The sequence below is a fragment of the Streptomyces sp. NPDC001381 genome (assembly GCF_042895685.1).
In the GTDB taxonomy this organism is placed as follows: Bacteria; Actinomycetota; Actinomycetes; order Streptomycetales; family Streptomycetaceae; genus Streptomyces.
Genome location: NZ_JBIAWO010000001.1, coordinates 806,472 through 828,442, shown reverse-complemented (window position 1 = coordinate 828,442; position 21,971 = coordinate 806,472). Strand labels below are relative to the sequence as shown.

Annotated in this window: 15 protein-coding genes; 2 read left to right on the top strand and 13 right to left on the bottom strand. The window is 74.1% G+C overall.

The window, feature by feature from the left end:
- The first annotated feature begins 61 nt into the window (after positions 1 to 61).
- Positions 62 to 2,356: an FdhF/YdeP family oxidoreductase gene (locus tag ACFY2L_RS03710; RefSeq protein WP_390821383.1), complete on the top strand. Its 2,295-nt coding sequence runs from the start codon at positions 62 to 64 to the stop codon at positions 2,354 to 2,356.
- A gap of 35 nt (positions 2,357 to 2,391) precedes the next feature.
- On the opposite strand, the gene ACFY2L_RS03705 is transcribed toward ACFY2L_RS03710, so the two are convergent.
- The 3 genes from ACFY2L_RS03705 to ACFY2L_RS03695 all read right to left on the bottom strand — a co-directional run bounded on the left by ACFY2L_RS03705 (position 2,392) and on the right by ACFY2L_RS03695 (position 6,489).
- Complete coding sequence (locus ACFY2L_RS03705) at positions 2,392 to 4,191, bottom strand: SpoIIE family protein phosphatase (protein WP_390821382.1); 1,800 nt, start codon at positions 4,189 to 4,191, stop codon at positions 2,392 to 2,394.
- 52 nt (positions 4,192 to 4,243) lie between these two features.
- Entirely contained in the window at positions 4,244 to 4,924 is a 681-nt protein-coding gene (locus tag ACFY2L_RS03700; RefSeq protein ID WP_390655484.1) for a class I SAM-dependent DNA methyltransferase, read from the bottom strand.
- 203 nt (positions 4,925 to 5,127) lie between these two features.
- Positions 5,128 to 6,489: a macro domain-containing protein gene (locus tag ACFY2L_RS03695; RefSeq protein ID WP_390821381.1), complete on the bottom strand. Its 1,362-nt coding sequence runs from the start codon at positions 6,487 to 6,489 to the stop codon at positions 5,128 to 5,130.
- A gap of 101 nt (positions 6,490 to 6,590) precedes the next feature.
- Between ACFY2L_RS03695 and ACFY2L_RS03690 the strand changes: the two genes are divergently transcribed.
- Entirely contained in the window at positions 6,591 to 7,481 is an 891-nt protein-coding gene (locus tag ACFY2L_RS03690) for a macro domain-containing protein (RefSeq protein ID WP_390821380.1), read from the top strand.
- Positions 7,482 to 7,568: 87 nt separating this feature from the next.
- On the opposite strand, the gene ACFY2L_RS03685 is transcribed toward ACFY2L_RS03690, so the two are convergent.
- From ACFY2L_RS03685 to ACFY2L_RS03640, 10 genes are all read right to left on the bottom strand, one after another.
- Positions 7,569 to 8,324 (bottom strand): TIR domain-containing protein, encoded by a 756-nt coding sequence (locus tag ACFY2L_RS03685; protein WP_390821379.1) that lies wholly within the window; start codon positions 8,322 to 8,324, stop codon positions 7,569 to 7,571.
- Positions 8,321 to 9,847: a hypothetical protein gene (locus tag ACFY2L_RS03680; protein WP_390821378.1), complete on the bottom strand. Its 1,527-nt coding sequence runs from the start codon at positions 9,845 to 9,847 to the stop codon at positions 8,321 to 8,323. Before ACFY2L_RS03680 ends, ACFY2L_RS03685 begins: the two co-directional genes overlap by 4 nt.
- 33 nt (positions 9,848 to 9,880) lie before the next feature.
- Positions 9,881 to 10,585, bottom strand: coding sequence for a hypothetical protein (locus ACFY2L_RS03675; protein WP_390821377.1), 705 nt, complete (start codon positions 10,583 to 10,585; stop codon positions 9,881 to 9,883).
- 260 nt (positions 10,586 to 10,845) lie between these two features.
- Complete coding sequence (locus ACFY2L_RS03670; protein ID WP_390655490.1) at positions 10,846 to 11,733, bottom strand: LLM class flavin-dependent oxidoreductase; 888 nt, start codon at positions 11,731 to 11,733, stop codon at positions 10,846 to 10,848.
- Between the two features lie 171 nt (positions 11,734 to 11,904).
- Positions 11,905 to 13,014 carry a glycoside hydrolase family 5 protein gene (locus tag ACFY2L_RS03665; RefSeq protein WP_390821376.1) on the bottom strand — a complete coding sequence of 370 codons (1,110 nt, stop codon included), beginning with the start codon at positions 13,012 to 13,014 and terminating at the stop codon, positions 11,905 to 11,907.
- 187 nt (positions 13,015 to 13,201) lie between these two features.
- Entirely contained in the window at positions 13,202 to 14,239 is a 1,038-nt protein-coding gene (locus ACFY2L_RS03660; RefSeq protein ID WP_390655492.1) for a rod shape-determining protein, read from the bottom strand.
- A gap of 178 nt (positions 14,240 to 14,417) precedes the next feature.
- Positions 14,418 to 16,529, bottom strand: coding sequence for an MMPL family transporter (locus ACFY2L_RS03655; protein WP_390821375.1), 2,112 nt, complete (start codon positions 16,527 to 16,529; stop codon positions 14,418 to 14,420).
- Between the two features lie 26 nt (positions 16,530 to 16,555).
- Positions 16,556 to 17,476 (bottom strand): RNA polymerase sigma factor SigJ, encoded by a 921-nt coding sequence (gene sigJ, locus ACFY2L_RS03650; protein WP_390821374.1) that lies wholly within the window; start codon positions 17,474 to 17,476, stop codon positions 16,556 to 16,558.
- A gap of 125 nt (positions 17,477 to 17,601) precedes the next feature.
- Positions 17,602 to 20,862 (bottom strand): SAV_2336 N-terminal domain-related protein, encoded by a 3,261-nt coding sequence (locus ACFY2L_RS03645; protein WP_390821373.1) that lies wholly within the window; start codon positions 20,860 to 20,862, stop codon positions 17,602 to 17,604.
- Complete coding sequence (locus ACFY2L_RS03640; RefSeq protein ID WP_390821372.1) at positions 20,852 to 21,910, bottom strand: AAA family ATPase; 1,059 nt, start codon at positions 21,908 to 21,910, stop codon at positions 20,852 to 20,854. The genes ACFY2L_RS03645 and ACFY2L_RS03640 overlap by 11 nt, the downstream gene beginning before the upstream one ends.
- Positions 21,911 to 21,971 lie beyond the last annotated feature (61 nt).

Genomic DNA, 21,971 nt, shown 5'->3' with positions numbered 1-21,971 from the left:
CCGGGCCGTCCCCGGCAGCCGGCCGGCCCCGCGCGGGCCGGCACGGGGCGAGGAGGCGGTCATGGCCGGGAAGCCCGTCGACCGGACGACGCCGGGTCCCAGGAAGTCCAGCGTCGGCGTGCACGCCATCGCCGAGTCCACGCGGTACTCCCTGGCCGAGATGGGGCCGAAGCGGAGTCTGCAGACACTCCTGAAGGTGAACCACGTCGACGGCTTCGACTGCCCGAGCTGCGCCTGGGGCGACCCCGACCCCGAGCACCGCAGGACCGCGGAGTTCTGCGAGAACGGCGCGAAGGCCGTCGCCTGGGAGGCCACGCGCAAACGCGTCGACACGGCGTTCTTCGCCGAGCACTCCCTGGCCGACCTGCGGCAGCGCGACGGCCACTGGCTGGAGGCGCAGGGCCGGCTCGCCCGGCCGATGCACCTGGCCCCCGGCGCGACCCACTACGCGCCCATCTCCTGGCAGGACGCGATCGCGCTCACCGCCGACCGCCTGCGCGCCCTCGACGACCCGGACCGTGCCGTCTTCTACACCAGCGGCCGGACCAGCAACGAGGCCGCCTTCCTCTACCAGTTGCTGGCGCGCAGATTCGGCACCAACAACCTGCCGGACTGCTCGAACATGTGCCACGAGTCGAGCGGCGACGCCCTGAGCGCGACCATCGGCGTCGGCAAGGGCCTCATCACCTACGCCGACATCACCGATCACGCGGACCTGATCATGATCGTGGGCCAGAACCCCGGCACCTGCCACCCCCGGATGCTCACCGCGCTGGAGGACGCCAAGCGCCGCGGCGCCCGGATCATCGCCGTCAATCCGCTCCCCGAGGCCGGCTTCGGGCGCTATCACAACCCGCAGACCGCGCGCGGTCTGGCCGGCCCCGGGACGAAGATCGCCGACCGCTGGCTGCCGGTGCGGGTCAACGGCGATCTGGCCCTGTTCGCCGGTCTGAACCGGGCCCTGATCGACCGGGAGGACGCCGAGCCGGGCTCCGCCCTCGACCACGAGTTCATCGACCGGCACTGCGAGGGCTTCGAGGCGGCGGCGGCGGCCTGGCGCGCCCTGGACTGGTCACACCTCGAGGCGATGGCCGGCCTCTCCCGCCGCCTGATCGAGGACTGCGCCGCCGATGTGCTCGCCGCGGACAGCGTCGTCGTCTGCTGGGCGATGGGACTCACCCAGCACCGCAACGCCGTGGCCACCATCCGCGAGATCGTCGACTTCCTGCTGCTGCGCGGCAACGTGGGCCGCCCCGGCGCCGGACCCGCCCCGATCCGCGGGCACAGCAACGTCCAGGGCGACCGCACCGTGGGCATCTGGGAGAAGATGCCGGACACGTTCCTGGACGAACTCCGTGACGAGTTCGGATTCGACCCGCCCCGGGTCCCCGGCCTGGACACCGTCGACTCGATCAGGGCCATGCGCGACGGCCGGGTCGACGTGTTCATCGGCCTCGGCGGCAACTTCGCCGCCGCCACGCCCGACACGGAGGTCACCGAGGCCGCACTGGCCAACTGCGGCCTCACCGTCCACATCGCGACCAAACTGAACCGGTCGCATCTGTGCCACGGCACCGAGGCGCTCCTCCTGCCCTGCCTCGGCCGCACCGAGCGCGACCGGCAGGCCACGGGCGAGCAGTTCGTCACGGTCGAGGACACGATGGCGATGGTGCACGCGTCGCGCGGGCGGCTCCTCCCCGGGTCACCGCACCTGCGCAGCGAGGTGGCGATCGTCGCCGACCTCGGACACGCGCTCTTCGGGGAAGACCTCGGCTGGCGCGGCATGCGCGACGACTACGCCGTGATCCGCCGCCACATCGAGCACGTCATCCCCGGATTCCACGCCTACGAGCAGCGAGTCCGGCAGCCCGGCGGCTTCATGCTGCCCCGGGCGCCGCGCGACTCCCGCACCTTCCCCACACCGACCGGCAGGGCGATCTTCACCGTCAACCCGCCGACCGCGTGCGAGGTACCGCCCGGCCACCTGCTGCTGACGACGGTACGGTCGCACGACCAGTTCAACACCACCGTCTACGGGCTCGACGACCGCTACCGCGGCATCGAGGGCGGACGCCGGGTCGTCCTCCTCAACGGGGACGACCTGCGCGACCTCCGCCTCCACGACGGCGACCTGGTCGACCTGGTCAGCGTCAACCCCGACGGCGAACGCCGCGCCCCCGGCTTCCGCGCCGTCCGCTACCCGGCCCCGCGCGGCTGCGCCGCCGCCTACTACCCGGAGACGAACGTGCTGGTCGCCCTGGACGCCACGGCCGAGATCAGCAACACCCCCACGACCAAGTCCGTCGTGATCCGGGTCGAGCCCTCGGCCGGGGCCGGTGCCGCGACAGCCCCCTGACGACGGGGTGGGGCACGACTCCTGCCCCGGCCGCCTCAGCCGGGGTCGCGGCCGCCGGGCAGTGACTGCTCGAACCACACGACCTTGCCCGTGCTCACCCTGGTCACCCCCCAGCGCCGGGACAGGTGGTCGACCAGGAACAGTCCCCGGCCGCCCTCGTCGCTCAGCCGGGCGTGCCGCATCCTCGGCACCACCGGCGAGTCGTCGCCCACCTCGCAGCGCAGCACGTCCGTGCGCAGCAGCCGCAGGGTGACTGGCCGGGAGGCGAACCGCACGGCGTTCGCCACCACCTCCCCGACCAGGAGCTCGGTGGACTCCACCAGGGAGTCGAGGTCCCACAGGTGCAGCGTCCTGCGGGTCAGCCGGCGGGCCTGTCCCGCGGTCTGCGGACGAGGAGCCATGTACCAGTAGGCGACGGTCTCCGGGAGGAGGCCCTCGAAGCGGGCGGCGAGCAGCGCGACGTCGTCGTCCCGGTCTCCCGGGCCGAGGGCGCCGAGCGCCTCGTCGCACAGCTCTTCCAGCGCCGGGGGAGCGGACCGCGAGGCGGCCGTGTGCAGCCGGGCGCGGAGCCGTTCCACACCGGTCATGACGTCCGAGTCGCGGGACTCGACCAGGCCGTCGGTGTAGAGCAGCAGGGTCGCTCCGGCCGGCGCGTGCATCTCGACGGACTCGAATCCGCCGCCGCCGACGCCGATCGGCGCTCCGGGCGGGACCCGCAGGACCTCGCCGGTGCCGTCGGGGTGCAGGATCACCGGCGGCGGATGGCCGGCGTTGGACAGCAGCAGCCGGTGCAGAACGGGGTCGTACAGGGCGTAGAGACAGGTCGCCGTGTGCTCGCTGCCCAGGCGCTCCGCCTGTTCGTCGAGGTGGTGCAGCACCTCCTCCGGGGGCAGGTCGAGCCCGGCCAGGGTCTGCACGATGGTGCGCAGCTGGCCCATGATCGCGGCCGAGGTCATGGAGTGGCCCATCACGTCGCCGATGACCAGGGCGACGCGGTTGCCGGGCAGCGGGATCGCGTCGTACCAGTCGCCGCCGACCTGCGCGGTGCGCGAGGAGGGCAGATAGCGGCTGGCCAGCCGGACCCCCGGCGGCCCGGGCAGCGACGGCGGGAGCATGGTGCGCTGCAGCGCGTCCGCGAAGGACGCCTCGCGCGCGTACAGCACCGCCTTGTCGATCCCGAGCGCGGTGTGGGTGGCGAGCTGGGAGGCGACGAGCAGGTCGTCCCCGGTGAACGCGGGCCGGCCGGGGCGGCGGACGAGGACGACACTGCCCATGACATGGGTGCGCCCGTGCAGCGGGGCGATGATCAGCCGTCGTCCCGGCGGGACCGCCCGGGGAACGGCGGCGGTCCCCAGCAGCTCGGCCACGGCGGAGGCGAGGCCGGGGGTGTTCCCGAACGCGGGCAGCCCGTCCCGCAGCAGCCTGGCGAGCGGGCCGGCGGCCGAGGGGCGGACGACCGACGCCGGCTCGACGGTGTCACCGGCCGGCGGGGCCGGCCCGGACCGGGGCGGGGCCGCGCCGTGCGGGGGTGTGCGGTCCGTGGCGTGCAGCCGCAGCACGCCGGGGGCCGCGCCGCGTTCGTCGCCGACCGGCAGCGGTGTGTACAGATGGACGAACGCCAGGTCGGCGAAGGCAGGGACGGCCGCGCGGCACAGTCCGCGCACCGTCTCGTCGAGGTTCATGCCGCCGGCGATCCGCCGGGTCGCCGCGTCGAGGTAGCGGAGCCTGTCGGTCTGCGGCTCGGCGGCGTCCGGGCGCGGCCGCGCGTGCGCCGCCCCGGCGCGTCCGCCGGCATGCGGTGGCGTGCCCTGGCCGGTGCGGAGGTGCTTCGTCACGCGGGTCCTTCCGGCCGCCCGGCCCGCGCGGGGGCGGGCCGGGCGGGAGTCGTCAGGTGCGCCGTCTGCAGCGCAGGAAGATCTGCACCTCGGGCTGGACGTCCGCGCTCGCCGGGGCGTACGTGTACGAGGACTCGTCGACGATCTCGAAGTCCGCCGCCTCCACGACCTCGCGCAGTTCGTCCCGCAGATAGCCGGAGACGCGGATGGTGCTGCCGATGAACGGGATCGCGAAGTCGTCCACGTCGGCCTCGACCATCGACAGGACGAACAGTCCCTCCGGGACCAGCAGGTGGTGCACGGTCCGCAGGGCGAGGGGGATCTCGGCGCGCGGCAGCATGAGCAGGGAGAAGAAGGCCGCGACCGCGTCGAACCGGCCGAGGTCCCGGGGACCTCCGGGCCGCAGGTCCGCGATGTCCGCCTGGTGGAACACCCCGGTGGGCACATGCTCGCGGGCGAGCGCGACCATCCCCGCCGACAGGTCGACCCCGACGACCTCGCAGCCCGCCTCCGCCAGCCGCCGCGCGGTCGGGATTCCGGTGCCGCACCCCAGGTCCAGCACCCGGGCCCGGGGCGGCAGGGACGCGACGAGCCACTCGGCGGACGCGATCTGGCCCTCCTTGTGCGGGAAGGCCTCGTCGTAGCGGTTTCCGATGACGTCGAAGGCCTCGGCCTGGCCGGTGCGGTCGGGCCGGATGTCCTCGTAGCCGAGCTTGCCGGCAGGGCTGTTCACGAGATTTCTCCTTTGATGTCCGCTCTGTAATATTTTCACAGTTCCACGGTCTTGGGTGTGGCCCGGCGCCCGGCACCGCCCGCCGGGTGAGAAGGCGCCGGGGAGCGGGTCGCGTACGGCGCCCGCGGACCGGAAGCGCTTCGGAAGCGGCTGGTGGCTGTCGGGGGAAGCGGGGGTGGATCTTAGCTGGGGGAATGAGCAGGTCAGGTCAGGTGCGTCGGCGGGGTCGCCGGCCGGTCGTCCACCTCCCGCAGGAACGTCTCCACCGCCGACAGGTCGGTGCGCTCCAGTTCGTCCGCGCGGATGACGACGCGCAGCTCGGGGGAGACGGCGGGGTCGGCGCGCAGGCTCTCCGTGAAGGTCTCGACGATCAGCAGCAGCAGCTGGGTGCGGTCGAGTTCGACGATCCGGGCCAGGCCCGCGCCGATCAGCGGGATCGCCACCGGTTTGAACAGACCGTGGCGGGCGACCGACGGCCACAGCCGCTCCAGGCCCAGACGCAGCTCGGCCGGTGCGGAGCGGGCGCGCAGGTCGTTGCCCAGCCGGGAGTAGGCGAGGGCGAAGACGCGCCGTTTGCCGACGGGGACCGCCACCGTCGTACCGATCGGATAGCGGGTCCGCCGCCCGCGCCGCTTCGCCCGGACGCTCTCCGTGGTCAGCGGGGTGAACTCCCTGAGCCCGCGGCGCACCCTGTCGTCCAGCAGCCGGTGCCGGCCCTCGAAGAGACGGTCGACCAGCTGGCCCTGCACGCTCTCCCGGCTGATCACCACGTCCTGGTCGGTGGAGGTGTCGAAGGTGTCGGAGAACCCCACGACCAGGTTGGCGTCCTCCTGGTCGAACAGGTCGCCGCGCACGACGACGACGTCCACCCGCAGCCCGCGCAGGGTGTGACGCAGCAGTTCGTCGCCGTGCCGTTCCCGCAGCCGGGTGTGCAGCCGGGCGAGGACGGCGGCGGCCTCGGGATCGTCCGGCCGCTCCCGTGCCGTCCGCTCGGCGACCGGCAGTGCGAGGTCGTGACGCCCCAACGCGCTGTACCCGGTGATGAGTTCACGCTGTGCGGTCTCCCGGAGCTGGGTGAGCCGGCGGGCCGGTCCGGCGGCGAACTCCTCGTCGTGCGCGTCGGCCAGCGCGCGGCCCCGCCACAGGCTCAGCGCGTCCGCCAGCAGCCGGACGGCCGAGGCGGGTGCCGCGCGCAGCGCCTCGCCCACCAGGCGGGTGAACTCCGCACTGTCCAACTCCTCGACGGAAAGCACGAGTCGGTAGCTGGTCTCCACCCCGCGCGCGGTCGGCAGCTGCGCGGTGCGGATGATCCGGGCGCCGAGTCCGGGTCCGGCGAGGTCGAAGGCGCGGCGCAGCTCCAGGATCCGCTTCTGCACCTCGTTGCGGCCCCGCAGGTCCTGGCGCGGGAGTTCGGCGGTCTGCTGCCAGACGTCCCGGTACAGCTGCCGGGCCGGCACGGCCTCGCCCTCGGCGGCGGCCAGGCGGACCAGCAGGCGCGCGGTCAGCGGGGTGAGCCGGGCCGGAGTGCCGTTCACGTCCAGCCGGACGGGCCCCAGGACGCTCACGCGTACGCACGGTGTGCGGGTCTCCACGCGCTTCGCCCCCTCCGCCGCGTGACTGCCCGTCAGCAGTGAGATCAGCGTACCAAGATGCCCTGGAGGCAACCATGCGATCGGACCGTCCGCACTCCTGGCTCCGGCACGCGCGCGTGCGGAAGGTGTTCGCGGGCAGCGTGCTCGTCGCCTTCGGTGTGGTGTCGGCCGTCGTGCAGTTCTTCAGCCAGTTGTTCCCGGCGGCGTTCCGTCATCCCGGGCTGGTGACCGCCGGCTCCCTGGGCCTGTGCCTGGCGTGGGGACTGGCCCGGGCGCGGCCGCAGGGCGGGGTACGCCAGGAGTTCGGGCGCCCCGGCATGACGGTGGTGGTGGAGGAGGGCGACCTCTTCGACCAGCCCGGGCATCTGGTCGTGGGGTTCACCGACACCTTCGACACCCTCGTGGACGACGGGAGCGTCATCAACGACGGCAGCGTGCAGGGGCAGTTGCTGGCCCGCCGGTACGGGGGAGACGCGGCGGTGCTGGACGCGGAACTGGCCGCGGCGCTGGACGGGGTGGCCCCGGTGGCGCGGGAGAGCGCGCAGGACAAACCGCGGGGCAAACGCGACCGGTACCCGATCGGCACGGTCGCCGTCCTCGGCGCCCGGCCCCGGCTCGTGTTCGCCGTCGCCTACAGCCGGATGGGCAACGACTGCGTGGCCTCCTGCGGCGTGCAGGACCTGTGGCTCGGTCTCGACCGGCTGTGGGACGCGATCCGCCGGCACGGTCAACTGGAGCGCGTCACCATGCCGTTGGCCGGCGCGGGACTCGCCCGGCTGCACGACCTCGACGAGGACAGCCTGCTGCGGCTGATCCTGCTGTCGTTCGTCGTCCACGCGTGGGAGCGGCCGCTCTGCCGGGAACTGCGCGTGGTGATCCGCCCCGGTGAGCTGGGCCGGATCGACCTCCCGGAGACCGCGGCCTTCCTGGCGGGTCTGGCGGCGGGTGCCCGGCGCCAGATCTGACGCCGGACACCCCCCTTCCCCCGACGAGCGGTACGGGCCCCTCCCCCGGGCGAGGCCCGTACCGCGGCTCTGTGCGGACGGCGGCGCCTACCGCCCCGTACGGCCGTACGCCGCCAGATGACGGAACGGCCAGGTGTGACGCCAGTCGGAGCCGGTGTCGTTCACCTTGCAGCCGGCCAGCTTCAGCCGCTCGACGATCTTGCCCACGGCGGTCTCCGAGCCGTCGAACCGGATGACGTTCATCCCCGCGATGTCGGAGATCGTGCGCAGCGCGCCGACCTCCACCATCAGCGTCCGCTCCGGGTAGGCCATCAGCACCATGCCCAGCTCGATCAGGACGTTCGGCCGGGGCTGGCCGGTCGGCTCCGTCTCGTACGCCGGTTCGTTCGCGCCCCGCAGGTCGGGGTGCAGCTGGACCACGTCGTCCGGGGTGAGCAGCACCAGGGCCGCCTGGGCCTGCGCGGGGGCCGCCGCGACGACCTCGCCGAGGAACGGCGCCGTCTTCCCGGTCGCCCTGACCAGGTCCTCCCACTCCAGGGGATGCAGATCGAGCAGCCGCAGCAGGTCGAACATCTTCATCCGGACCTCCTCGTCCCGGCCGTGGACGACGAAGACGTTCCGGCTGACGTCCGGGGAGGGCCCGGCCTGGACCCGGTCGGGGGCCGGGGCCCGGGAGGCCGCGCCCGGGGCCGGGGCGCCCGGGGAGAAGTACTGCGTCCCGGAGTTCCGGTTGTCCTGGTTCCCGGAGCCGAAGTTGCTGTGGCTGCCGAAGTTGTTGCCGCTGCCGAAGTTGTTGCTGGTGTGGGAACCAGCACCGCCGGAGGTGTCGGCCATCGAAGTCATGCCCCCTGGTTGCCGTTCTGCGGCGCCGTGCTCCGGTTGTCCTGGTTGCCGGGACCGAAGTTGCTGTGGCTGCCGAAGGTGTTGTTGCTGCCGAAGTTGTTGCTGAGGATGTTGGTCTGGCGGGCCTCGTGCTCCGCGAGGTCCACCTTGTGCTCGTGCAGGAAGCCACGGACGACGTGCAGCAGCTGGCGCTCCACGATCTGCGTGTACTTGATCGTGTCCGTCTCCTGGAAGAAGACGTGGAAGTCGTCGCTGGTGGCCAGCTCCCGGATGCTGGTGAGCGCCCCCCGGTCCAGCACGGTGTCCGCGTAGCGGCCGAGGTGGAACTCGCTGGTGTCGAGCGGCAGCAGCACCCGGATCCGGTTCGCGCCCGGCTGCCACGGCAGCAGGGCACGCGCCCGCCGGAGCGCCGGACCCAGCACGGCCCCGGGCGCGGCGCGCAGGGTGTCCCACGCGACCCGGAGCAGCAGCCTGCCGTCCAGGGCGGCGGGCAGCCGGTCCACCAGGTGGAAGTCGCTCTTGATCGGCGCCAGCACGTACGAGTAGAACTCGGTGTGCAGGGTGTTCCCCTTGAGGTCGAAGCCCACGAACGCGGTGGTGACCAGCTCCTGGTTCCACGAACCGACCCGCACGCACAGATACGCGCGTCCCGAGTCGTAGACGTCCTCCCAGCGGCCCTCGCGCTCCCCGGGGGTCGGCTCCCACAGGCCGGGGCGGGTCGTGACGCTCGTGGTGAACGTGGACCGCTCGACGGCGAGACCCTCGATCCGCTCCGCCTGCCGTGCCTCGTCGCGCAGGGTGGCGGCCATCCGTCCGGCGACATGGGAGGTGATCTCCTCGACGGTGAAGGGGACGACCTCCTTGCGCTGCGGTTCCTGCCCGGCCGCCGGCGCCCCCGATGTCCGCTGCGGGCTCTCGAACGGGCTGAGCGGCGCGCCGATCAGCAGCTCGGCGGTCGACCACCGCTTCACCGGTTCACCCGCGCCGACGAACGGCTTGTAGCCGCTGTAGCGGACCAGCGTGCCGTCCGAGGCCTGCTCCCGGTCGATCTTGGCGACCAGGTCGGCCGTCAGGTCGGGATGGCGGGGGTACGCGCCGGTGAACCCGCCCGTGTCGCCGGGTGCGCCGGTGCCGCGCCGCAGCCGGGTCAGCAGGGTCTGGAGGGTGACGATCCGCCGCAGGTACGAGGTGACCCACAGCAGCCACGCCACCGCCAGGAAGCCGCCCCACCCGTTCAGGACACCGGCACCCATGAGGACGAAGGTGAGGACCAGGCCCGCGCCGAGCACGGCCAGCCGGGCCCGGTGCAGCCGGCGGGCCGCCAGCGCGTGCGCGAGGACGGGAACCGCGTCGTAGCCGTACGACGGCGCCACCACCCGGAACCGGTGGGTCAGTAACTCGCGGATGACGGTGGCCCGGTAGAGCGGATCGAGATACGTGCCCGCGCACAGCAGCCGGGTGGCGTTGCTGGTCGCGGCCCCGGCCGCACGGCCCGCGGGTACGGAAAGGGTGTCAGTCGCCATGGCTTCGCTGCTCCGTTCTCGGTGGGTCGGTGATCATCCGGTGGGGCTCATCGAGCCGCCGGTGATGACCCCGTCGACCACGGTGTACTCGCCTTCGAACGACTGCTGGGTGCCGTCGTCCAGTTCGGCGCTCAGGCTCACCGAGACGGTGTCGCCGTCGACGGACTCGACGACGACGTCGCTCCGCCGGGTCCGGTCGTAGCCCGACACGAAGGCCGCGTAGTCGGCCGTGCCGAGGTTCTTCCCGCCGAGGTCCCAGGCCGTCTCGAAGTCGCGCGCGTTGACGGCGTCGTAGAACTTCTGGACCGTCGTCCCGGGATCGGCCGTCGTCGCGGGGCCGGTCGGTTCCCCGAGCCCGGTGGGGCTCGTGGTGGGGTCGGCCGTGCTCTCGCCGTCGGTGGGTGTCGCCGCCCACAGATCCGGACCGTCGGCCGCCGTCCGCGGGTCCTCCGAGGGGAGCGGGTCGGCCTCGGACCCGTCGGCTTCGCCGGCTTCGTACGGGGAGGTGGGCTGCGCGTACCAGCCGCTGTCCGGGCCGCCGGCGGCCCCGGACGACCCCCGGTCCCCGGAGGTCAGCGACGGCAGGACGCCGACCAGCAGGATCAGCAGCAGGGGGAGGCCGGCGATGAACAGCGCGTACGTCCGTTCCTGGCCGGCGGCCGGTAAGAGGCTCGGTGCCTCGTACGTGCCGCCGGGTCTGGTGCCCGTCGCGTCGACGGGGTGGTGCGCATGGTCCATGGGGCCCCTCACAACTCCCGGCAGAGCGCCGGATCCTCGCTGTTTCGCCGGCACGACCAGAGTCACAGACATCCGGTTCCGCCATGACGAGATGCGACCAGATCCCGCGCTTCCGCTACCAGACCTCGCGCCTGCCGATACGCTTCCGATCCACTTCCGGCCCGCTTCCGCGGATCACGGCGACAGACCCGCGCCGGCGGCGGGCCGTCCGGCGGGCGGGCGTGGGTCAACACCCGCCCGGATGAGGGGATGTGACCCGCTCAGCGGCCCGAACGGGGCCCGGCCGCCGCCAGCACCGCCTCCAGTTGCCGCAGCGGCTCGTCCCCCACGAAGCGCAGGACGACGGTGTCCGTGCCGGCCGCAGCGAGCTCGCCGACGCGGGCGGCGGCCTGCTCCGGAGTGCCGGAGACGGTGAACACCTCCTCCTGCGGACGGCCGAGCCAGGCACCGTGGCCCTCGGTGTGCGGATGGAGCGTGCGGGACACCTCGGCGGGGTCGTCGCCCACGCAGGCGAAGGAGAACGCCGTCAGGGAGTGCTCGGGCCCGGCGCCGCCCTTGGCGGTCAGCGCGCGGATGTTCTCCACGTCGGCCGGGCCGTGGCCCTCGGCGATCAGCGTGCCGTCGGCGATCCGCCCGGACAGTTCCAGCGAGCGCGGCCGTACGACCCCCGCGACGACCGGCGGGACGTCCGCCGGCGGATGCACCAGCCGGACGCCGTCCAGCCGCACTTCCCGCCCCTCCAGCTCCACGCGCTCGCCGCGCAGCAGCGCGCGCACCGAGGTGATCGTCTCCTCCAGCAGGGACAGCGGGGAGCGCGGCGCGACCCCCACCTGCGCCATCCACTCCCGCACACCGTGCCCGACGCCGGCCACCAGCCGCCCCGGGAACACCCGGGCCAGGGTGGCGATCTCCATCGCCAGCAGGGCCGGGCTGCGCAGCGGGGCGGGGGCGATGCCGATGCCCACCCGAAGCCGCTGTGTCGCCCCCAGCGCCACGGCGGCCGCCGACAGCCCGCCGTTCCACCCGAGGTCCTCCACCACCCACAGGTCGTCCGCCCCGAGGGCCTCGACCTGCCGCGCGAACCCGGGCAGCCCTTCCGGGGCCCAGTCGCGGTCGTGCATCACACCGATCCGTACGTGGTTCGTCATGCTCCGGAACCTATGCGGCGGGGGACGGAAGGATCAACGGCGTATACGGGCCACAGCAGTTGGAAGAGGGGGGCTGACCTGCGGCTGGGCGCGTCCGGGCGCGCGGGTGCGGGCCCGCCGACGCGGCGGTCGGCGGGCCCGGCGCGATGACGGACCGGTGGGGGAAGGGCCTCAGCCCTTGACCGGCTTGCCGCGGCCCCAGCCCCAGGCCAGGCGGTCGGCGCCGGACTGGTTGGTGGTGACCAGCCAGGGGCGGTCCGGGTCGCCGACGAGCTTCTGCAGGGAGTAGGTGTCGTCGGTGCGCAGACCCGGCCAGTACACCGAGCCCATCTTCAGCTCGCGGAAGGTGTCGGTGACGGCCTGGACGTAGTTGATGTAGTTGTTGTCCGGGGTCTTCACGTTGTAGTTCAGACCGTCCGTCATGGGCGCGCCGAACTCGTCCGCGACCGTGCGGCCGGCGCAGTCGCCGATGCGCACCTTCAGGTCGGCCACCCACTCGTCGTAGGTGGCGTACGACTTCCAGAAGCCGTAGTGGTGCAGGGAGAGGTACGTGCCCTTCAGGCGCGGGTCGGCGCAGACCGAGGTGACGTGGTCGTTGTAGCCGGCGCCGCTGACGAAGACCCGGTCGCGGGGGACCGAGGAGTAGGTGTCCAGCCACTTCGCGGCGATGTCGGCCCACTCGGTGTCGGTGTAGCCGTGCGGCTCGTTCATCGGCTCGAAGTAGACGCGCTTGTCGTTCTTGTACGCCTTGACGACGGTGTTCCACATCGGCCAGTAGGCGGCCTCGTCGTCGATGTAGCCGTCCTTGCGGTCACCCGTGCCCTCCCAGTAGGACACGATGACCTTGAAGCCCTGGTCGGACGCCGCGTCGATGACCCCGCGGTACGACTTCCAGTACGCCCCCTCGACCGTGTACGGGTTGATCGGCAGCCGGACCGTGTTGGCGCCGAGGTTCGCGCGGAACGCGGCGATGATCCGGCTCGCCTTCGCGTACGTCTGCCGGTAGGTGTCCGAGGTCGACAGGCCGGACAGCCGCAGGTAGTCGTCGGCGAAGTTGTCGCGCGGGTCCGCCCAGTTGACGCCCTTGAACCGGGTCGTGTCGCCGGCCGGGGCGGAGGCGGCGGAGGAGGAGGCGGTGGCGGAGGCGGGCGTGGCGGCGAGGGTGCTGCCGCCGACCGCGGCGAGGGCTACGGCGACGAGGGCGGCACGCAGGCGGGGGGAGCGGGAGGGCCGGGAGGCGGGGGAGGCGGCGGAGGAGGCTCTGGCGGGGGTCTGGCGCATCGACTTGCCCTTTCGAGGACGACGATGTTTGCGTAAACATCGAAGCCCGTCCCTGGCTGATGTTTGCGTAAACATGGCGGCGCCGGAATCGTGGCACCCGGCCAGGTGATCGTCAAGGTTTCGCGCGCGTCACGTGTGCGGGAGGAGTGACCCGAGTGGTCACGAAGGGGCGGGCCGGGGTGCGGGCTCAGGTGGCCAGCGGGGTCAGGGTGAGGGGCGCGATCCTGCCTTCCAGCATGGCGCCGAGGCCCTGCGCGGCGCAGATGTCGGGCCGCTCGGCGATGTGCACCGGCATGCCGGTGGCCTGGCGGAGCATGTGGTCGAAGCCCGGCAGCAGGGCGGAGCCGCCCACCATCATGATGCCCCGGTCGGCGAGGTCGGCGACCAGGTCCGGCGGGCACTCCCGCAGCACCCGCCCGATACCGTCGATCACGGCCGTCAGCGGGGTCTCGATCGCGCCCCGTACGGCGGCGGTGTCGACCCGGACGGAACGCGCCAGACCGGTGGCGACGTCCCGCCCGTGGATCTCCGTGGACGCCGGGCCGTGCGGGGAGAGGCCGTTGCCGGAGAGGGCGAGCTGCAGCGGCCGTACGGACTGGCTCGGCAGCATCAGCTCATGTTCGTGGCGCAGGAGTTGCACGATCGCTCGGTCGACCGCCTCGCCGCCCACCGGGATCCGCTCGGCGGCCACGATGGAGCCGAGGGAGAGCACCGCGACCTGGGTGGCGGCCGCGCCGCACACCATGATCATGGTGGCTTCCGGTTGGTCCACCGGCAGCCCGCAGCCGACGGCGGCGGCGATGAGGGTGTCCACCAGCTCCACCCGGCGCGCGCCGAGACCGACCAGCGTCTCGATCGTGGCGCGCTGGGCGAGCGGGCCGGCGTCGTGCGGGGTGCAGGCGGCGGCCCGCAGGAACGGCTTGCGGCGCAGCTGCCGGCGGACCTTGTCGCCGAGCAGGTGGCGCAGCATGCGCTGGGCCATCTCGATGTCGATGACCGTGCCGCCGGAGACCGGGCGCATCACCCGGATGTAGTGGGGGGTGCGGCCGGTCATCCGCTCGGCGAACTCGCCGACCGCGATCAGGGCTCCGGTCCGGGTGTTCACGGCCGCGACGGACGGCTGGTCCACGACGAGCCCGGCCCCCCGCACGTACACCCGGGTCCGCGCCGCACCGAGGTCGACGGCGAAGTGGCAGCGGCGCAACTGCTCCAGACTGACGGTCATGGCAGGTCCTCCCGAGAGCGCAGACCGGGGGGCCGCCGGGCCGGCGGGCCTCTCGTGCCGGTGGGCCGCCGGGCGGTCGGCCTCCTTCGCATCGTGCGGGGGCGGGGCGGGGGGTCGCCTGTTCAAGGGGGCCGGGCGGGGCGCGGCCGAATGGGGGTTTCCGTTCCTCCACGGCGTGTCACGTCCTCCCGAGGGCGGGTTCGAGTCCCGGTTCGGCCGCCCGGGGCGCGGGGTCGTCGTGCCGCCGGAACAGGGCGCCGGGCCACCACATCCACCGGCCCACGTCCAGGGTCAGCGCGGTGACCAGCACCGAGCGGACGATCATGGTGTCCAGCAGGACCCCGAACGCCACCGCGAACCCCAGCTCGGCCGCGAAGACCAGCGGCAGCGAGGCCATCGCCGCGAAGGTGCCGGCCAGGACGAGACCCGCCGAGGTGATCACGCCCCCGGTGGCGGACAGCCCCGTCAGCGCGCCGCGCCGGGTGCCGTGCAGCTGGGCCTCCTCGCGTACCCGGGTGACCAGGAAGATGTTGTAGTCGATGCCCAGCGCGACCAGGAACACGAACGTCAGGAGCGGGAAGGAGGCTTCCGCCCCGGCGAAGTGGAAGACGTGCTCGAACACCAGGGCGCTGACGCCGAGGGCCGCGCCGAACGACAGCACCACCGTCGCCATGAGCAGCAGCGGTGCGACGACCGCCCGCAGCAGCAGCGTGAGGACGAGGAACACCACCAGCAGCACGACGGGGATGATCACTTCGGAGTCCCGGGCGGCCGCTTCCCGGGTGTCGAGGAGGACCGCCGTGCTGCCGCCGACCTGGGCGTGCGCCCCGTCGATCCGGTGGACCGCGGTTCTGGCCCGCTCGACGGTGCGCATCGCGGCCGTGCTGCTGGGATCGTCCGCGAGCTCCCCGAGCACGAGGGCCTCCCCTCCCTTGACCACCGGCGCCGAGACACGGGTGACTCCCGGGACCCCGGCCAGCGCGTTGCTCACCCGCTCCGCCGAGGCGGCGCGCGCCACGACGTGGACGGGGTCGCCCGACCCGGCCGGGAAGTGCCGGGACCGTATCTCCGCGCCCACGGCGGTCTGCGGTCTGCCGGTGAACTGGTCGTTGCTGGAGAGCCCGTCGGCCTTCAGCCCGACCACCCCGAGCGCCATGACGCCGAGGACCAGCGCGGTGCCGGTCCACACGAGCCGCGGCCGGCCCGAGACGGCGGCGCCCACCCGCGTCCAGACGCCCCCCTCGGCCGTCCCGGCCGATCCGTACGACGGCCGCACCGGCCAGAAGACCCAGCGGCCGCAGACCACCAGCAGGGCCGGCATCAGGGTGACCATGGCGAGCAGTCCGACGAGGACGCCGACGGCGCAGGCCGGCCCGAGTCCCTGGGTGGAGTTGAGGGTGGCCAGCATCAGCAGCGTCAGGCTGACCGCGACGGTCGCGGCGCTGGCGACGATCGCCGGGCCGGAGCGGCGCAGGGCCACCGCCATCGCCTCGTGCCGGTCCTCGTGCCGCCGCAGCTCCTCCCGGTACCGCGAGGTGAGCAGGAGGGCGTAGTCGGTGGCGGCGCCGAACACCAGCACGGTCAGGATGAAGCCGGTCTGCTTGTTGACGGTGAGTCCGGCGTTCTTCGCCAGCAGGTAGATCACCGCCTCGGAGGTGACCAGGGCGCCGCCCGCGGTCAGCAGCGGCAGCAGCGGCAGCACCGGGCTGCGATAGGTGAACAGCAGGATCAGCACCACCACCGCCGCGGTGATCGTGGTCAGCCCGCCCCCGCCGGCGAACGCCTTGACCGAGTCGGACGCGTGCCCGGCCGGTCCCGTGACATGGAATCCGAGACCGCCCGTGTCCTTCTCGCCGACCTCGGTCATCGCGTCCACGACCTCGCCGACGCCTTCCCAGCCCGTCCGGTCCTTGCGCACCTGGACCACGGTCTGGACGGCCTCGCCGTCCTGGGACCTCACCGGTCCCTCGGGCCGCCCCACGACGTTCTCCAGGTCCTGGAAGGCCTCCGCGTCGGCACGGGCCTTGGCCAGGTCGGCGGCGGTGACACCGCCGGGCCGGTCGTAGACCACGATCGCGGGCAGGGTGTCGGCGGGCTGGAACCTCCCGGCCCGGTCGACGACGCTCGTCGACTCCGCGTTGCCGGGCAGCCAGGCGGCGTTGTCGTTCTCCTCGACCTCGCCGAGCCGGCCGGCCAGCATCAGGGCCGGGACCAGCAGGGCCGCCCAGAGGGCGACGACGACCCATTTCGCCACTCTGCCGCTGGGCAGTGACGCCAGTTCTCGCAGCATGCGCATTCCTCGGTGTTCGTGGACGGTCACTCGACGTGGGAGAGCTTGTCGGGGTTGGCGACGGCGTAGATCCCGCACACCTGGTCGCCGTCCGGTGTGAGGTCGAGGACCAGGACGGCGTAGGGGGCGTCACCGACCAGCAGCAGCGCCGACGGGGCGCCGTTGACGCTGCGGTAGGCGATGTCGAGGCCCCGGCCCGCGTGGGGGGCGACCGCGGCGAGCAGGCGGGCGACCTTGTCGCGGCCCTGGAGCGGCCGCAGGCCCCCCGCGCCCTTGCCGCCGCCGTCGCCCCACAGGGTCACGTCCGGCGCCAGGATCTGCAGGAGGGCGTCCAGGTCACCGCCGAGCGCGGCGGCCAGGAACCGTTCGGTCACCTGCTGCCGTACCTGCGGATCGGGCTCGTAGCGGGGGCGCCGGGCATGGACGTGCTCACGGGCGCGGTGGGCGAGCTGGCGGATCGCCGAGGGGCTGCGGCCCAGGATCTCCGCGATCTCGGTGTGCGGGTAGCCGAACACCTCGTGCAGGACGAACACCCCGCGTTCCAGGGGGGTGAGGGTTTCCAGCACCACGAGCAGCGCCATCGACACCGCCTCGGCGCGCACCGCCGCGTCGGCGGCGTCCTCGGGGGCGGGCCGGCCGGCGAGGGGGCCGACGAGCGGTTCGGGCAGCCAGGGTCCGACGTAGGTCTCACGGCGGCGGCTGACGGCCGCCCGGTGGGCGAGCGCCGCGTTCACCGCGATCCGCACCAGGTAGGCGCGCGGGTTGTCGATCCGCTCCGCGGCCGGGGCCCGGTTCCTGGCGGCCCACGCCAGCCATGTCTCCTGCAGCACGTCCTCGGTGTCACAGACGCTGCCGAGCATGTTGTAGACGATGGAGAACAGCAGTTCGCGGTGGTCGGCGAACACCTGGGTCGCGGTGTGCGCCACCGGATGCGGAGCGTGGGACATCGGAGGGCCTCCCGTCACGGATGCGTTCCGAGCTGAGAGGGACGCGGGCGCCCGGAGTGTGACATCCGCGCCCGGAATGTGATCCACCTCACGCCGAGGCCTGTCCAAGGCCCCCGGGGCCGTGTCTACAGCGAGCGGGCCGCCTCCAGCACGGGGGTCAGCGAGGGCACCGTGACCTCGCAGCCCGCCTCGCGCAGACCCTGCGCGACCGTGGGATTGCGGGCGAGGCCGATGAAGCGCAGGCCCACCTGCTGCGCGGCGGTCAGCTCGGCGAGCGTGGAGCCGATCAGGACGCCGGTGCGGGCGGGGGCGCCGTGCGGGCGCAGGGCGCGCAGCAGACAGTCGGGGTGCGGCATCAGCAGACCGAGGTCGTCGGCACGGCCGTGCACGCCCGCGGCCAACGGGAGCCGGCGGTCCTCCAGATACCGGTGGACGGCCCGCTCACAGACGTCCGTGGCGATCCCCACCCGACGGCCGGCGCCGTGCAGGGCGCGCACGAGGGCACCGGAGTGGTGGGTCGTCGGCGCGTCCGGTACGGCCCGCAGCTCCCACGCGTCGAGACGCCCCCGCAGGAGCGGTCCGAGCCCGTCGCGCGCGAAGGCCCGCAGCACGTCCAGCGGGTGCACGGACAGCTCCCGTGCCGCGCCGGAGTTCCCCGCGGGTCGGCCCGTCAGCGCGTCACCGGGGTCGCGGTGCTCGGCGACCAGGGCGAGCAGGTCGAGGGCGGCCCGGCGGGCGGTCGTCGCCGTGTACAGCCGGGCCAGCGGGCCGTCGAAGCCGAACAGCACGGTCTCGGCGTCCGCGAGCAGCTCCGGCAGCGGGCGGTCGGCGCGATCCGGCCGGAGCACCGCGGGTGGCGGGGCGTAGTCCGGCACGAGGGTGACGGCGCAGGTCACCGCGAGACCGGCCACCGGCCACCGGCCGATCCGGCCGTTGACGGCCCGCTGGGCCCCCGCCGGCCTGCGTACGGAGTGGTGGCGGGTGATCCGGGGCGCCGCCTCCAGGAAGTGGGCCAGCAGCTGCTCGCCGACCTGCCAGGCCTCCGCCCGTACGAAGGCGACGGGGTCCTCGACCCGCCAGGACAGCTCGACGGCGGCGGTGAAGTCGCCCTTGCCGGAGCTGGGCAGGGACACCTGGTGGACCGCCTGCCGGGGGGTGAGGTCGACCTCCCACCAGGTCACCGGGCGGGGCGGACGGCCCTCGTACGGGCGGGCGGGGTCGAGGAGGGTGAGGGGACCCTCGGGGCGGGTGTGCACGACGGCGGTACGCCCGGGGGCGGGGACGCCGAGCCGGCGGAAGTCAGAGGTGATGAAGGGGCCGCGCACCAGGTCGCGCCGCTCGTCCCCGGAGGGCAGGGGGCACAGCCAGGCGACGGGTCCGGAGCCCGGGTCGCTGCCGTAGCCGGGGTGGAAGCGGTGCGGGCCGGACGCGGCGGAGCTGTCGGTGAAGTCCCGGTAGAGGGCGGGCGGGATCACCACCAAGAGCGGGGCGCTGACCGTCTCGCCGGTCACTGGTGGCGTCTTGCCCGTCTTCAGGAACGTCAGGCGCAGGCGTGGCGGTTCGGCGAGGGAGGCCCAGCGGCCGGGGAGCCAGCGCAGGGCCGCCACGAGGACGGGGAGCAGCCGGGCGGCACCGTCGACCTCGACGTCGTAGCCGACGTCACGGACGCGGATGGCGTACTGCTGGGGAGTGAGGCCGCCGCGGGAGAGGATCTCGTGGACGGCGTATTCGAGGGCGATACGGCTCTCGGGGTGGCCGGTCAGGTCGGTGTCGGTGGTGAAGCGGAGGAAGTGGCGGCGGCCGCCCGTCCCGGGGGAAGCGTCCCCGCCCAGCCGCGGCACCGTCTCCGGGCTCACCGCCGCGAACGCCGGACCGCTGCCGTCGTGTCCGGCGCCGGCCGCCTCCGCGCGGAACTCGCCCGCGGCCAGCCCCGCCCGTTCGTCGATCAACCCCCCGATCGTCTCCAGGAGTTCGCGGGTGCGGCCGCGGACCGTGCGCGGCAGGGTGCGCAGCAGCACCTCGCGCACCCCCGGGCGGAAGTCGTAGGAGCCGGGCGGCCCGGGAACGGCCGTGAGCATGCCGCTGAGGATGACCTCGGCGAGATGCTGCGGGCGCGGTTCGCGGTCCACGGCACGCTGGACCAGGCGCATCACCGGGACCGACGGGACGGCCAGGGCCAGATGACCGGCGAGGCGGAACGCCTCCGGGGACGCGGTGGCGCGGAAGCGCAGCACGAGGTCCTGGGCGGGCAGATCGGTGGGGGAGGGGGCCGCTTCGGCGGACGGCGGCGCGGGGGGCAGCCAGGCGGCCGCGCCCGGGGTGCGGGCACCGCCCGGGGACGCCACCAGCGCCGCCCAGTTGGCGAGCCACGGCGCGCCCGGTTCGAGGACGGGCACGGGCACGGCCGCGCCGGGCGGGGGCGCCGCGTCGGGGTCGTACGGGGTGAACGCGAGGGCGGTCAGCGGGGCCGCCGCGGCCGGGGCGGCCAGGACACCCGGCTCGGCCGGGAGGGCCGTCGTCGGCCACAGGTGCTCCGGGAGCGGCTGTACGACGGCCAGCGGCATCCGGGCCGCCCAGTGCCGCAGCGTGCGGTACCAGCGCTCGCCCGCCGGGCCGGGGCGCCACTGCGGGCCCATGCAGTCGCTGACGACCAGTGTGACGGTACGGCCGTCCCCCGGGTCGGGGACGTGCCCGGCACCGCCGTCGGGACCGGCCGGGCGCAGGGTGACCGTGCGGAAGACGCCCGACTGGGCCAGCACGGTGTGCAGTTCACGGACGAGGGGACGCCAGACCGGCATCGTCGGGCCCGTGTCGTGGACGAGGTTGAGCCGCAGCCAGCGGTCCCGGGCGGGGCGCAGGACGGGCAGCCAGACCTCCGGGTGCGCGCCGAGCCGCGCGATGCGGTCGGCCGTCGCCCGCTCGTCGAGGAGCCGGGCGCGGGGCGCCGGCACCGTGCGCTTCAGCGGGCGCAGGGCGCGCTGGAGGGCGAGGGGGCGGGGGAGCATCGGGGGCGCCGGGGCGAGCAGCGGGGAGCGGGTGGCTCCGCCGGACGGGCCGGCGGGCCCGGGCCCGCCGGGTGCGGGCGCGGGCGCCGGCGCGGGTGCCGGCGGGGGAGCGGGGAGGTGGAGCGGGACGCGGTCGGCCGCGGCGGGCGGGGTCACCGGGGGCTCGCGATCCGCCGGGGGCGCGACCGGAGCGGCGGGCGCCGGGACCGCCGTGTCCGCCGAGGTCCGCGCGCGCGCCTCCTCGTCGCCCGACCGCGCTGCCAGCCACAGCAGTTCGGCCAGCTCGCGGGGCGTCGGCGGGGTGTCCGCGGTGGCCGTCAGGAGCGCGGTCAGCCGAGCCAGGGCGGCCGCGTCGCCGCCCGGTGTCTCCTCAGAATCCATCGCCGTCCGCCGTGGCGCCGAGGTACGGCATCAGCTGCTCCGCCAGCGCGTCGCGGGAGTCGGCGTCCAGGCCGGCGACCCCGGTGAGGTAGAGGGCGTTCAGCAGCTGGTCGGTGGCGAGTTCGCCGTCGGCCGCGCGGGCCAGGAAACGGTCGATGAGGTGGGCCGCCTCACCGGGCGGGGTGTCCAGATGGGCGCGGACGATCTCGGTGAGCTGCTCGCGGCCGGGGCGGCGCAGCTTCAGGCGGACGCAGCGGCGCAGGAAGGCGGGCGGGAACTCGCGCTCGCCGTTGCTGGTCAGCACGACGAACGGAAAGGCGCGGCAGCGGACCCTGCCCCGGTTGACGGTGACCGGCGCGTCGGTGCCGTCGGCGAGGACCTCGGCGGTGGTGCCCTCGGCGGAGTGGCGGGCCGCGGGCAGGAGTTCGGGGATCTCGTACTGGCCCTCCTCCAGGACGTTCAGCAGGTCGTTGGGCAGATCGAGGTCGCTCTTGTCGATCTCGTCGACCAGCAGGGCCCGGGGACGGGAGTAGGGGAGCAGGGCGGTGCCGAGGGGCCCGAGACGGAGATGGTCCTCGACGCCGGCACCGGAGGCCGTGTCCCCCGCGCCCACGCCCCGGGAGCCCCCGTCGCCCCCGTGCCGTGCCGCCTGCCGGGCCGCGTACAGCCGGGACAGCGGGTCGTACTGGTAGAGCCCGTCGGCCAGGGTGGAACGGCTGGTGATGTTCCAGCGCAGGACGGGACCCAGGCCCAGTTCGCGGGCGACCGCGTAGGCGAGGGAGGACTTGCCGGTGCCGGGCGGGCCGGTGACCAGCAGCGGACGACGCAGCACGAGGGCCGCGTTGACGAGCTGGACGCTCTCCGGGGTGGCGACGTAGGACCGGGCGCGGTGGACGCGGTCGGGCGAGACGGCGGCCTCGTCGTCGGCGTCGCGCGGCGGGGGCAGCACGGGCTCGCCGTCGAACGCCCGCCAGGGCGGCGGCGCGGGCAACCGGTCGATGCCGTCGTGCGGCTCGCTGTTCCCGGTGTAGACGGTCCAGTGGGGCATGGTTCTCCGAACTCGGCGTGACGCGGCGTGGTGCGGCAAGGGCGGCGTGGGTCGGACGGCG